This is a genomic window from Paenibacillus sp. 7516 (assembly GCF_002272715.1).
GTDB lineage: Bacteria > Bacillota > Bacilli > Paenibacillales > Paenibacillaceae > Paenibacillus > Paenibacillus illinoisensis_A.
The window spans coordinates 131984-146420 of sequence record NZ_NPBI01000006.1; the positions used below are offsets into that span (position 1 = coordinate 131984).

At 45.5% G+C, this 14437-nt stretch carries 7 protein-coding genes; 1 reads left to right on the forward strand and 6 read right to left on the reverse strand.

The window, feature by feature from the left end:
* Positions 1-227: 227 nt before the first annotated feature.
* The 4 genes from CHI14_RS04050 to CHI14_RS04065 form a co-directional block, all read right to left on the reverse strand.
* Positions 228-2261 (reverse strand): methyl-accepting chemotaxis protein, encoded by a 2034-nt coding sequence (locus CHI14_RS04050; protein ID WP_095287141.1) that lies wholly within the window; start codon positions 2259-2261, stop codon positions 228-230.
* Positions 2262-2631: 370 nt separating this feature from the next.
* Positions 2632-3765 (reverse strand): serine hydrolase domain-containing protein, encoded by a 1134-nt coding sequence (locus tag CHI14_RS04055; RefSeq protein ID WP_095287142.1) that lies wholly within the window; start codon positions 3763-3765, stop codon positions 2632-2634.
* A 239-nt stretch (positions 3766-4004) separates the two neighbouring features.
* Positions 4005-6629, reverse strand: coding sequence for a phosphoenolpyruvate synthase (ppsA, locus tag CHI14_RS04060; protein ID WP_095287143.1), 2625 nt, complete (start codon positions 6627-6629; stop codon positions 4005-4007).
* Between the two features lie 255 nt (positions 6630-6884).
* Positions 6885-7502 carry a CPBP family intramembrane glutamic endopeptidase gene (locus CHI14_RS04065; protein WP_212676975.1) on the reverse strand — a complete coding sequence of 206 codons (618 nt, stop codon included), beginning with the start codon at positions 7500-7502 and terminating at the stop codon, positions 6885-6887.
* A gap of 253 nt (positions 7503-7755) precedes the next feature.
* On the opposite strand from CHI14_RS04065, the gene CHI14_RS04070 reads away from it, so the two are divergent.
* On the forward strand, positions 7756-9069 hold the full coding sequence (locus tag CHI14_RS04070; RefSeq protein WP_095287145.1) for an erythromycin esterase family protein: 1314 nt from the start codon (positions 7756-7758) through the stop codon (positions 9067-9069).
* A 101-nt stretch (positions 9070-9170) separates the two neighbouring features.
* Here CHI14_RS04070 and CHI14_RS04075 read toward each other — a convergent pair whose 3' ends face one another.
* Positions 9171-11297 carry a galactose-binding domain-containing protein gene (locus CHI14_RS04075; RefSeq protein ID WP_095287146.1) on the reverse strand — a complete coding sequence of 709 codons (2127 nt, stop codon included), beginning with the start codon at positions 11295-11297 and terminating at the stop codon, positions 9171-9173.
* 77 nt (positions 11298-11374) lie between these two features.
* Positions 11375-14431, reverse strand: a complete 3057-nt coding sequence (locus CHI14_RS04080) for a glycosyl hydrolase (protein WP_095287147.1) — start codon at positions 14429-14431, stop codon at positions 11375-11377.
* Positions 14432-14437 lie beyond the last annotated feature (6 nt).

A 14437-nucleotide genomic window follows, 5' to 3' on the forward strand; every position in this document is an offset into this window, starting at 1 on the left:
ATTCACAAAAAATTATGGAGAAAAATCTACATCCAGTATATCAATTCTATAGTCGGGCTTAATTACAAAAATAAACAACCGTCACCCGATGCAATCTCGGATAACGGCTGCTAGACATAGATCCTATATATGTTTAATTGAGCAATCTTCAACGAATCATTTCAAGATCATTACAAATACACCCTAATATTAGCTAAGGCTCATTTATGAGAAAACTAGCGTGCCATTTAGACTTTGAATTTCTCCGTCAACTCCTGCAGTCTTGCTGCCATACGTGCCAGGTAAGTCGAAGATGAACTGATCTCTTGCATAGAGGCGAGTTGCTCCTCGGTAGCTGCGGATACAGTTTGGGCTCCTGCTGCTGTTTCGTGGGACAGATGAGAGATGTCCTCAATTGAAGCTACAACATTGGAAGTCTCCTTCACAATATGTTCCGCCATCGTAGACACTTCACCTACTTTGCCATTAACAGTGTCCACGGAGAGGTTAATTTCTTCAAACAGACGTCCCGCATGATCCATGATGACCATCCCCGTTGAAACCTCACCCATTGCTGCCCCCATGGAACCTTCTGCTTGCTTGATTCCTTCATGAATGGATTCAATCAGTCCGTTTACCTGTTCGGCAGATTGAGCTGCCTGCTCAGCCAGCGTTCCCACTTCCCTGGCTACGACTGCAAATCCTCTACCATGTTCGCCTGCTCGGGCCGCTTCAATGGATGCATTCAATGCAAGCAAATTCGTTTGCTTTGAGATGTCTGAGATCACCTTAATGATCTGTCCAATCTCCTGCGAGATCTGAACCAGATGATTGATGCCATCCGACACGTGGTTGACGGACTGATGGATGGTGCTCATTTGCGACACGGCTCCCTGAATGGCTTCCCCGCCTTCTTTCGATTTTTGGGCAACGCGAGCTGTTGCTACAGCCGTAGTAGAGGCGTTGTCTGCAATATGACCCATGTTCCCGGCAACATCCTGTATGGTAAGCAGGCTTTGTTCAACGAGTAGCACCTGGCGATCAGCACCTTCCGCCATCTGTTCAATGATTTGTGTAATATGCCCAGTTGACATTGCACTTTGTTCAGCATTCGCAGATAACTGCTCAGAAGCCGCGGCAAGATGACTGGATGAATCTGCAACTTCAGATACAATCCCATTCAAGGATCCTACCATTTGATTATAGGCTTCTCCCAAATCACCAAATTCGTCTCGCGAAGCAATCGATGTATTACGGCTCAAGTCCCCTTGGCCTACTTCAATGGAAAACTCATTCAACGTTCGTAATGGCTTGGTAATGGAACGTACGATGACCACAGTGAGTCCAAAGCCAAGCAGAACAAAGACAAGGATGACCAGCAGTGTATTGTTCCAAATGGGTTTAGCTGCCTGTACGACCTCAATGGGAGAGCGATCCCCAGCAATCTTCCATCCTGTCAACTCGTTGGTGATGTACACTAATTCACGCGTTTCTCCTTCCGGTGATGTTTGTTCGATCTGCCCGGAGTCTTCATCCAGCATGGATGCTGGGGACCCTTCACCCTCTTGAGGAACTCCCTGTTCGAGATTCGAGGAAACGTCCTGCGGCGTATCACCCAATTCCGGTGCTCCTCCTACCGTGCCGGAACCCTCCGTTCCCCAAGATGGTGACACAATCATGGAACCATTAGCACTAAAAATAACGACGAAGCCATTATCGCCAATTTGAATATCTCCTACGGTTTCCTGAAGTGTACTTAAGTCCAGTACAATGGCAACGACGGATTTTCCGTCACTTGACGCTTGTGCCACGTCTACACTAGTTTGGCCGGACTGTTCAGAGGTGTAAGGCTCAGACAATACGACTTTTTCAGGGCTAGCGACCGCTTTGGCATAAAACTCATGATCCTTTGGATTGTAATTGCTTGGTTCGTTCTGGTTATTTGAGCTATATGAAAATTGACCATCCTCCGCGACAAATACTGCGGCTTCCACTTCCGGATGGTTTTTGGTATAGGCATTTAACAGCATATCCGGATTTTCCGCAAATGAAATGGACTCGAACAGCTGCCCCACATCTGCTATTTTGTTTTGTATGTATTGATCAACCATGCTGCTTACTAATGAAATGTCTGTATCCGCCATATTGGCAAGCTGTGTATCCACCTGATTCTTGGCCGTGAAGTACGAAAATCCGCCGATGACCAAGCTAGGGAGCAATAACATGACGAGCAGCGAAACAGCAAGCCTTGTTCTGACCGATCTTAATTTTCTGAATTTCATGTGCATTTCTCCTTATGTACGATGTACGCTGTATGATGTATTTGCTCAATTAAGCAAGTTAAAACGATTGACTCAATGAACTTGATGAAGCTCTCCTTGAGCACAAATCAACTATAAAACAGGTAGCTTAAATGAAACTGAATCCATCCATGTATAAGTCGCTTCAGACTCCACATGGTTAGTCTCAATTCCAGTGAGATACAAACTCAGAGGAACAAAATACACGAAAAAATAAGAAACAGGGACACGTCATAACACGCGTCCCTGTTTCTTTCGTTTTAAAAATATATCTAATTTATGATGATCTAGTAAAATTAAACTTTCCAGCAAACTTGGTTTGCTTACCTGATGCTCTGCCTTCGTCTTCAACTTATATGCAGGAGTACACAACATTGCGCAAACGTCTCTGAATGTAAGGCTCTTGGCTATTAAGCAGATGCTGTGCATACATGACGGTGAGCCCGGAGTCGGGATCAATAATCGCCATGCAACCGGCAGCGCCGCTCCAGCCAAATTCGCCATGAGGGCTTAGAGAACCGCTCTCTGACTTGGATATATGCGTACGGACACCGAGTCCAAAACCATACCCGCCCATATGATCCCAAGAGTAATCAGGGCGCGTCATCTCATTCAGATGATCCGTCCGCATCAATTCCACGGATGCCTTTGACAAAATCCGAACACCTTCAGGACTGGTACCGTGACCAGTAAGTGCGTTCAGGAACAATGCATAATCACGTACGGAAGATAGCAGTCCCGCGCCCCCGCTCTCCAATTCCGTACCAACACGGAACCCGTTACCGTCCATGCGGATGGCTTTTTCGAGTTCATCATTGTATGCGTACTGTGGAATCAGACGTGACTGCTGCTCGTCGTTCAGATCAAAAGCTGTATCGCTCATGCCGAGTGGACCAGTGATCTCTTCCTGCAGATATGTTCCAAATCGTCTGCCGCTTACGACCTCGATCAATGCTCCCAGCACATCGTGACACATGCTATAGTTCCAATGCGTGCCCGGCTCAAACAAAAGCGGTTCCTTCGCGAGTGCTTTCGCAAACTCGCGTGTCGGCAGTTTTCCATTGGTGCTCTCCACGGCCTCTTTGATGGATGGCGCACCAACATCATACGAGAAGCCCGCCGTCATTGTAAACAAATCGCGTACCGTAATGGCTCTTGTTGCTTTCTCCAGTCTGATCTCACCATTCGGCATGATTTTCTTCACATTCATCTCTGCAAACTCCGGCAGATAGTCGGACACTGGATCACTGAGCAGCATATGCCCTCTTTCAACAAGTTGAAGTGCTGCAACGCAGGTCATGATTTTGGTCATGGAATAGAGATTGAAGATGGCCCCATCGGTGATTGGTGTGTTCTCCTCCAGATTAGCGTAACCGTTACGATAGTGGAAAACGGTGTCATTTTGATGGATGACCATCACTTCTGCCCATGGAATTCTCCAGGATGTGATGCGATCAATAAATGAAGCAAGCGGTTTAAATTCCATATTTATCCGTCCTTCTATGTAGAATCTTTTATTATTGCACACTGTGAACCATGGTCACGCCACGAATCACATATTACTACTATACGACCATTTGTAAGCGTTGACTACCATCCGAAATAACTTGTTCCACTAAAACAAAAAAAGCCGCTAAACTAGCGGCTTGAAGGTAACATACATGTCTCTAACTGCAACTAACTTAGTCTTAAACTCAATCTCATGCTGCCCTTTTGAAGTTGTAACTACAACGACAAGATTTCAACATACCCTTCTGTCCCATGCACACGAATTCGCTGCCCGTCTTTTATACGTTTCGTTGCATTCTCCACGCCAACCACTGCAGGCAAGCCGTACTCACGTGCAATAACGGCTCCATGGGTCATCAGTCCACCTACTTCGGTGACTAGCCCTTTGATGGAGACAAATAGCGGTGTCCAGCTAGGGTCTGTAAAAGCAGTAACGAGAATATCTCCATCTTCCAGCTCAGCTTCCTCCATGTTCAGAATCACACGTGCACGTCCTTCGATAACACCGGAAGAGACAGCGAGACCCACTAATGCTTCAGCTGGGAGGTTATCTCTTTTATACTTACCTGTAATGATTTCGCCATCTGACGTGATCACACGTGGTGGGGTCAATTTTTCATATAGCTTGTATTCATCTTTTCGCCTGCGGATCATCTGGTCATCTACTTTACAGGTATTCACCACTTCACGAAGTTCTTCAAAAGTAAGATCATATATATCTTCTTTCTCTCGCAAAACACCCGCCTGAACTAGTCGCTCAGCTTCCTTGAGCAATGCTTGCTTATAAATGAAATAACGATGAACCATGCCGTATTTGGGGTACTCTCTGTACCCGCTCAAATTTCGAATGATGTCGATCTTTTCTTTTGTTTCTTGTGCTTTTTGCTCTCCATCAGGCAGCTGCTTCAATCGCTTCAATAATTCCTCTTCTTTTCTCAAAGCCTCCTGTCGCCCTTGCTCAAACTTGCGGCTCCCTTCATTAGGTTCAAAGTTTTTGATATTACCCAGAATCAGGGGAACAAGTGTCAATGGTTTTTCAATCCAGCGTGTTCGGGTTAGATCAATCTCTCCGGCACAGCGCATTCCATATCGCTCAAGATAGGCATGGATCGCTTCTTGTACTTCCTGGCCACCAGTGAATTGAACAAGATCATCCAGGAATTGATCCTTTTGTACATGTTGTAAGTATTGAACGACCTCAGGATAAGGACGAATCACATCTGCGACATCCAATAACGCAAGGCCCATTTCGGACGTGATATTGTTTGGAACAGACTGGGAGATCGCATCTGCTGCATTTTTTTCACCTAACCATTCGTTCATCTTGTCATTGAGCCAGAATGAAGCGTTCATACCCGTTGTTATTACAGCTGAACTTCGCGGGTCAAATAATATCTTTCTAAGTTCCTGAATATCTTCCTGAATAAAATCAATCAAGTCAGATCCTGATTTTGTTTGAATCTTTTGTTTCAATTCTTCTATAGATGCTTCATTGTTCTTGATCAAATCCGTAACGATGGACGGATCTTGTTCATTGATTGGTGTTTGAGAGCCTGCTGGGTGCAAACCTCTATTGCCTCTACCGGAATTCTCAGCTTGATTGTCGTTCGGTAATGTTTTCACAAAATCTCCTCGCTCAATTACAGTCATTAAAGCGTCTTTGATAAGCGGATCGGATTTCCCAAGGGCATTCACCATATTATCTCTGGTGACAGGTGAGGCTAGCATAGGCGTTACATCCACAAACAACCTCCCGCCCGCTACACGCATGGGTGCAGGAGTTGTCATGAGATAAAATGACAGTCCGAGTGGTTTGATGGGATCAGTCATCATTTGTTGATGGGCAACAGAAACATACACATGATTTTCTTGATCATTCACTTCAGGGATCGGAAATAACGTTGTAATGGGTCGGCTCTGGACAATGTAGAACGTGCCCTCAGACAAGCACCACTCAATATCCTGGGGGCAACCAAAGTATTCTTCAATCTGTCTTCCTATCCGAGCTAACTCCAAAATGTGATGATCCGTGAGTGTTTGAGCTTGTTGCTGATTAGATGGAATTGTCCGCGTCTCAGTCCCGCCCTCTTTTCGAGCATAGATTGCGAGTTTTTTGGTTGCCATTCTTTTATCTACAATTTCTTCTTCCCGTACCTTATAACAATCCGCGTTTACCAAGCCGGAAACCAGTGCTTCTCCCAAACCATAGCTGGCATCGATCGATAGAAGTTTTCGGCTGGACGTCATGGGATCGGCAGTAAATAAAATTCCTGAAGCCTGCGGGAAAATCATCTTCTGAATAATAACAGCCAAGGATACCTGGCTATGATCGAATCCGTTCTGCATACGGTAGATCACAGCACGATCCGTGAAAAGGGACGCCCAACATTTGCGAATATGCTCCAGTATGGCTTCCTTGCCGATGATGTTCAAATAAGTATCCTGCTGACCTGCAAAAGAAGCATGCGGCAAATCCTCGGCAGTTGCACTGGAACGCACCGCATATGCATGTTCATCTCCATACTGGCTGAGGTAGCGGCTTACTGCCTCGACAACATCGTAAGGAATTTCTGAATTCATAATGATCTGCCGAATCTCTCTGCTGATTTCACCAATTTGATCTCGTTCTTCTACATGAAGCATCGTTAGTCGACTGAGCAAAGAGTGGTATGTTTTGTTCTGTTCCATGGCTTGCTGGAATCCCAACGTTGTCACGCAGAATCCCTCAGGAACTTGAACCCCTCCCCTCTTGGATAATTCTCCCAGATTCAAACCCTTCCCACCCACAAGCCAAAGCTGTGTCTTTTCGATCTCCTGGAAACTTAGAACCATAGAGCTCATTCACATCTCTCCTAATCATCAAAATGAGAAAAAAAATCCTTTGACAAGATTTTAACGGCATGCTACAATAAAAATATAAGATAGACTTTCTATGCGAAAATACATAAAAATACTTGCGAACTGATCATACCATCGTGTTACTTTATATGCAATAATTAAAAAAGGACCTGACTAAATGTCTGGTCTTTTTTTTGGTATTTCGTTCAATTTATCCAGGTGTTATGGGTTATAATGATCAGCTCCCTTGCCCTTGTCTTACTTATCTTTTTTAAGAACGATGACTTTATACTTGAATAACAGTGTCACACCCACATTCATCGCTACGTGAACAATTACAGGGACAATTAAATTATCAGTTGCCCCATACAATGAGCCAAATAAAAGGCTTGGTATCACTATATTGAGCAGCATGATAGGCGTTTTGAAATAGGAAAAGTGAAAAGCTACAAACAATGCCGAAGAAGCAAGAATTGCGACCCACTTCTCATCGAATACGATATAAAATAAATTTTGGATGATCCCTCTAAACAGCAGCTCTTCAAAGAAACCTGCCAAACTCATAAAAATAAAAATGTAACAAAGGGTCTGATTGGCATACTCCTTATTGGACTCATGAATATACTCCTCAGGTACCAGATACGTCATCAAAACACCAAATAAGATCAGGCCAAGCGAGCATCCCAGGGCAAGAAGGACCATAAGCAAAGGCTTCTCAAAAGCTAACAGACGCTGCATGGAGACAAAATCCATATGAACGAATACGAATAGTACCGCAGAGCATATGAACAACAAGGACACATAACCTATAGCTACATCTTTCAGTCGAGGTACTGCTGGTTTATTATGTACTTGTAATTGTTCCGTCTTCTTCATTTCCTTCCCCATGTGCCCCCTCTCAGACCTTTTTCAGTAATATGTTAGTGACGTCTTATGCTTCCCCGTTCCGCAACCGTTTTGAAAGTTCTCAAGTCATTTCATACCAATCACCTATCATTTTAAATGATGATAAGTACGATTTTCAATCATATTACTTCCTTATGCTTCCCACCTACTCGGCTTGATTCGGTTATTCAGTGAACAATTCGGAAATAATTTGCTCATACCGCTTATAGGAAGGGAGAACTTCATGAATTTCAACTCTCAATCAGAGAAAGACGCTTATTTAAAAGAACTGGGTGCCTTATTTATCCCTTTGGACGAAATGGAGAATCTGGACCGAATGGTTGATGCGATCGGGGATGCAGATATTGTGCTCCTGGGTGAATCAAGTCATGGGACAGCTGACTTCTATCGATACAGGGCTGAACTTTCGAAAAAGCTGATTTCAAGGAAGGGATTCAACATCATCGGTGTTGAAGGGGATTGGCCGGCAGCTTATCGGTTGAATCGGTATATAAAAGGAGCACCGGGTGCCGATTCCTCGGCAGCAGACGCACTGGGTGATTTTACTCGCTGGCCGACCTGGATGTGGGCGAATACAGAAATTCGTGATTTTGCCGAGTGGCTAAAAGAATATAATGCAGCTGAAATCAGCGGTAGCAGTGAACGTTCTAAGATTGGGTTTTATGGGATCGATATGTACTCCTTATGGGAATCGATGGAGGCTATTATTGGATATTTGGAGAGAACGAAGTCTCCTCAGTTGGAACAGGCCCGCCGCACCTATGCCTGCTTCGATCCATACAACAAGGATCATCAGAGTTATGGTATTGCAGCAGGATTACTCTCCGAGAGCTGCGAGAATGAAGTGGTCGAACTGTTAAATCAGATGCAGAAACAGCGTATGGTTCACCCGGGTAGTGAAGAAGAATTGAATGCAGAGGTTAATATGCTGGTAACTTCCAGCTCAGAAGCCTATTATCGAACGATGGTCCGCGGTGGCCCGGATTCCTGGAATGTACGTGACAGGCATATGGTGGAATCACTTAAGCGTATCATGTCCTATTACGGGTCCTCTGCCAAAGCCATTGTCTGGGAGCATAATACACACATTGGAGATGCGCGAGCAACAGACATGCTGGAAGATGGCATGGTGAATGTTGGTCAGCTGCTGCGTGAGGATGCACAACATCAGGTGTTTGCCGTTGGCTTCGGAACCTATGAAGGAGAAGTCCTTGCGGGAAGAGCCTGGGGAGAGCCTGTTGAGAAGATGGTCGTGCCACCCGGGCAGCCTGGAAGCTGGGAGGAATACATGCATCAGGCAGGAGGAGGCCGTAATGGCATGGTCATGCTCTCCGAAGCGTCCTCGTTACTGCATAAAGTCATTGGTCACCGCGCCATCGGTGTGGTATATGATCCGAAGCTTGAACGGTTTGGCAATTATGTACCTTCCAGCATGGCAGATCGTTATGATGCGTTTGTCCATATTGATCAGACAACCGCCCTTCAGCCTCTGCCGATCCATCGGCCTGTTGCAACGGAAGCACTTTTTTCGTCGTAACTCTGATTGGAAAAAGATCACATCTCAAAATAATATATAAAAAGCGGCAGTCTCTGAATGCATCGATTCAATGATAGAGACTGCCGCAAATGCTAGTGGATCTACTCGGGACCGTAAACCTCAAACTCCCAGATCGAATATCCGTATATGGTTGCCCGAACGGTTCCATACATTCGAACATACCGTGCTTGAACTTCGTCAAAGGTTATAGTCTCTATACCACCCTGACCTGTTGTGGTACTGTATACATCTCGCCAATTCCCCTCTTGACTCGGATCTTCGGTAACCTGTATTCGATAACTCTTGCCATAAGCAGTTTCCCAATACAACCTCACTTCATCTATCGTTTTACTCTCGCCTAAATCCACATATACCCAACCTGGATCCACTCCCCGTTTTGACCCAAAGCGGGTAGTAAAATTCCCATCATTTACGTATGGGGCGGTATCTTCAACTCCATCACGAGATGAAGCTACTGCGGGACGATGAAGCGCCAAGTTAATTCTGGGCAGTGGTTCCTCATCTTGAACAGGCCTGATTGTAATATCATCGTAATGTTCCTTGCTCAAAAAGTTCATCTCGTGAAGTGTAGTGGCCGGCTGACTTGCTCCGGGCATATATATATTTTCAAAGGTCACATCCGTGATCTTGGCACCTTCCATGCCTTTCATTTTCGCAAAACTTTCGCCAGCGTCACGTACCGAGATATCCTTAATCTTGATATCACTGATGGGCCCAACACCGTTATTTCCAGCATTCACCGTAAATAGGGTCATCCAGGCACTATTGTCTTCGTTCTTCCCGCTAATGTCTTCCACATCCATGGATTCAAATCGAACATCGCTCACCGTACCGGTGCCGTACTTGTGATGGATTGCGAACCCGACTGCTGCTTTATAAACAACGCCATTGCGAAATACGATATTGGACTGATTTTGCATAACGCCTTGACCAACCTTATATCCATAGCACAACGTCCAAGCAATCGTGTCCTCGAATAGCACATTGCGAACAGGCTCAGGATTACCCGGCCATGGCACTCTTCCGGAAGCGATATCCGTATCCGATTTCCATGATTTTGTAGAGAAGGGATCATCAAGCGAGATACCAATGGCATTCTGTACAATGACATCTTGAGATTCACAAATATCGATACCATCGTTCTCACCCATGCCCAAACTGTTAAAAAGCTTTAGATTTCGGAAGACAAGATCATCTGAACGCACCGTAACCACAGCCCATCCCGCCGACTCTCGGACGACAATGCCTTCCATCTCAAAGTGGGTCGTATCGATTGGAACAACCAGGTTATTAATCATTCCTTTTCCGTTGGTACTTTTGTCATCATGCAGCGCTTGCCCATTGCCGTCAATTGTACCTCGTCCATATATTTTAATGTTCTCGGATTGGAAGGCTGTGGAGATCCACCAGGTTGCCGGTCGCCCCATCGAATCCTTGAACCAGTGCTCCGTATAATCTGAAGTTTTGCCCGTGCCTACCAAGGTGGCCCCGGGTGCCATATAGATCGCCGTATTACTTTTTAAGACCAGGTTGCCAATCGAATAAGTTCCTGCAGGTACATAAACTATCCCTTGGGCCCCTCCGCCTTTTAAAGTTCCGTAATGGCTGGCATCTTCGATGGCCTGTTGAATGGCCTGAGTCCTTGCTGAAACTCCAGTGGCTGACGAACCTGAGGATGCCACATGATACGGCGCCGCTCCGATATTAAAGATTCCCTCGCCACTTGAAGCAGGGACATCCGTTTCGAGTGGATCTGCAGCGATCACCATGCGGGTCTTGCGATTATTCATCATTACGATAAGGTATTCGTCAGATTGAGTCGTGAAAGTGATGGTTCTGCCCTCGATCTTGTCGGCTTGAATTCCGAGTTTCTTCGGACTAATCGAATATTCATGCACCTTGTCCGTGTTCAGGATTGTTAATTCGTAAGTGACAGGGCCTTCTGACATCGAAAAATGCGCATAGTCATAATCGCTAAACCCCTTCACTACAGGAACAGGCACTCCGTTTGCCTTAAGCGTGTAATTCACGGAACGTGCATACCGGACCGATGGCTCGTAGGTTGTAATTGTCGCTGGACTCCCCTGAAGATGCTGTTCTCCACTCTCCAATGCATTAATGTGAGAATTCGAATAGGGTGTCAGCAGTAAAGCAAAAACAATAGTAAGCATAATGGTTGCACGAAAATGCGTTCTAACCCATGCCATTTCATATCGCCTCCAGTCATTTCATCACCTTAGAAAGCGTATACAATAGTTCTTCAGCAAAATTCCCCTCGTTCTAATCATCCAGGAATACGAACCAATCTGGGAGTGGAAGAGAGTCCAAAGGGCACAAAAGCATAACGCTCCTGGTAAATGAAAGTGTTCGGATCCAGATCCTTATCCGTCCATCCCGGCTTATCCTTAAAGCTGTCTGGACCTACTTTAATTGGCTCCCCTTTAATATGATGATGTGGCCCGAGCAAGTTCCTGCAGCTTCCGGTCAATTCGAGCTCAATGTGATTTTCTCCTGGTCTAAGAAATTCGGTGATATTGGAAACAAAAGGCTCCCATAAGAAAACACGAATCTCTACACCATTTATCCTTAACCTGGTGACTGTAGCATTTGGTTGTGAACCAAAATCCCAAAGCCAGGAATCTCCATCATCGAATTGTATTTGGATCGTCTGCGCAACTCTAATGCTTCCTGCGAAGAACGGTAACCCCTGACTTACCAAATCGTCTTCGAGCGAGCATGTTTGCTGAGAATCGGCGAGTATAAACGGTCTCTCCGTACATCTCACTCCATGTTCATGACCTACATAACCAGATTGGGAAATGACAGCAAAATCACCGATAATATATATGCTTTCAAGTTCCGTATCCAATGTAAGTTTATTCGCTTCGGATTCAAATTGGTTTGCCCGGGCCATCGCCGCATACGTTTCAGGTGTATTCCAGAAGTACAGGCTGAACCTGATCTTGTTATGTCCTTTAACAAGGCATCCCCCGATATTTATCTTTTGGAAAGAGATATCTCTCCACCAACCGGAGCTGGTTGATTCAACATCTATTTCATTCACAACAATTTGCAATTTCTCCGGGTTTTCCACGACTAAATACATCTCTTGTCCGTCAGCAGGTTCGAATGCAAGGTTAATGCTGAATTCCAACTCGATATGAACGGGGGTACCGATCTGCAGCAGCTTTTCCTGAATAAAAATAAGGGGCATTTCCGCAGACCATTCTCCATTCTTCACGCGATACCTGCAGGTATCCAGCGTGATGCTATTCACATCGATTTGCTCGATTTTCCACTGGTTATCCAGATGATAAATATGACTATTGCTTAGATCCGTTTGAAGCAGATTTATTGGATCCGAATGACTTTTCACATCACGCTGTGTAAGCCGGAACATATAGGATTGAGCAGGATACAGCGTCAATGCAACACGCGTGCCGCCATCAACTGTTCTTTGGTTCACTGATTTGAGGTCACCGCTTTCCAAATCAATAAGACAAAGCTTCCCCTTTTGATGAATGGTTAGTTCAATATCCGAATATGACTCGTCACCTGAATTCACCAAATAGTAAAGGTAAGCGTCGTCAAGCTTAAGTATCTGGACGTTAACCATATCGGATACAATAGGATTTCCCAACCTGTCATGTACTGAGATCGACGGCGCAACCTGACCGGATATCATTTTGGCTATGGATAAACGGGTATGGGCGGGTTTGAGGGCAGCATGGATCAAACGATCGATCTCTTCATTCTGTTGTCCATCAATCAAATGCGGATAAGGCTCAAGTGCAATTAACATCCCTCCTTGGAGGATAAACTGATGAAGCAAACGGACTGTCCTGCTGCTTAATGTGGCGCATGGAGGTATGACTACAACCGAGTAGCGGGCTCCCCCTACAACGAACTGTCCACCATCGACATTTCCATGTCGCTCCAACATCCCTTCACTTCCGTAATCATGTTCAATGAACGATTGACACAACCAGCGAGACAGCTGCGCAAACGATTGATGATACGGCTCTATCCCTGCTGGATCTGAACCCTGTTGTTCTACCCAGGCGGTTGTGATAGGATGCAGCAGCAATACCTCCGCTTGCCTGGAGCCTTCCACCAGAAGCATCGATAACCGGGCAAAGTAATCGTTAAAGCGATGATAGTGTTCCCACCAGGGCTGCTGATAGAAAAGAGAAGGCGGATAATCCCGCTTTCGCAGACCTCTTAGCGAATATGCCTGCAAGTGCTGGCACATGAGATTTATTCCATGAACAAATTGCCACTCTCCGATTCGTTTCAGATCCCGAAAGCTGATATTCCACCCCGTACAGCCGTAACTTTCAGTGATGGCCTGTTTTTGGCCGAGTTGACGCACAACAGAGCTGACCTGCTTGGGAACCAGCGGATCTTCGCCAACAGTTCGGCCCAGCCAGTCACAGCCAGGAATATGCAGATACTCATAAAAGCAAAGAGGATCGCCTACCGAGGTAACTTGACTCATAAGTGTTTGTTCGTCTACAACGTGACCAACAGACATCCAGCCCCTCTCCCCGCACCATGCACCCACCTGCTTGGCATAGGCTTCTGTGAACATTGTGGTAACGCAAGACCAATAATCATATCTCATTTTGCGACAGTTATCCGTATCCAGAAACAGTCCTGGAAGAGCTTCAAGGAGCGAATAACCGTAACGGCTCTCAAATACATTCGTAAGCTCCAGTGACCACGGAAGATCACCTCGACCAAACTGCGGTTCATCCGTGAATATTCCCTTGATTGCAGAACCATATTTTGGCCCAAGCCTTAGCCAGTAAGCATCGTAAATCATCTCAATAAATGTGCTCACTACATGCTTGCTTAGCGTATCAATATAATACGGATTGACCTCGTAATACACGCGAAAGTCAGGTCTGCGTGGATCATCTTGATCAAGGAGATGCAGCCGATCTTCAATCTGAATATAGCTGGCAATCGTCATATTTTCTTCTTGATTAAAGGGTGCCCACTCGTATGACAGACGCTTTTGCTGATAGGGATGACCGAGGGCAGGCAGCTTTCCATCTGCGTAACCGCTGGGCCAGCCATTTTCATCATACAGCCACACCTCCATCCCGAGTTCTTGGCATTTCTCGATACAGAATTGGTTTAAATCCATCCACTCCTCACCCATGTATGGTACCGTTAAGCCTCCTCGGGCGTGAATAAAAAAACCACCAATGCCTGCCTCATGCATTTCTTCGATCTGCCTTAAAAGCTCGTTCTTATTCAGATCGTCATTCCATGACCAGAATGGTTTTGTTCGATAACGGGCAGGCGGATCCTTTAGCAGGTTCCATATTGTCATTGTTTA

Bases quoted from the DNA above. Each gene is read 5' to 3' on its own strand.
- CHI14_RS04050 (WP_095287141.1), bottom strand. From the start codon at position 2,261: ATGAAATTCAGAAAATTAAGATCGGTCAGAACAAGGCTTGCTGTTTCG.
- CHI14_RS04055 (WP_095287142.1), bottom strand. From the start codon at position 3,765: ATGGAATTTAAACCGCTTGCTTCATTTATTGATCGCATCACATCCTGG.
- ppsA (WP_095287143.1), bottom strand. From the start codon at position 6,629: ATGAGCTCTATGGTTCTAAGTTTCCAGGAGATCGAAAAGACACAGCTT.
- CHI14_RS04065 (WP_212676975.1), bottom strand. From the start codon at position 7,502: ATGAAGAAGACGGAACAATTACAAGTACATAATAAACCAGCAGTACCT.
- CHI14_RS04070 (WP_095287145.1), top strand. From the start codon at position 7,756: ATGAATTTCAACTCTCAATCAGAGAAAGACGCTTATTTAAAAGAACTG.
- CHI14_RS04075 (WP_095287146.1), bottom strand. From the start codon at position 11,297: ATGGCATGGGTTAGAACGCATTTTCGTGCAACCATTATGCTTACTATT.
- CHI14_RS04080 (WP_095287147.1), bottom strand. From the start codon at position 14,431: ATGACAATATGGAACCTGCTAAAGGATCCGCCTGCCCGTTATCGAACA.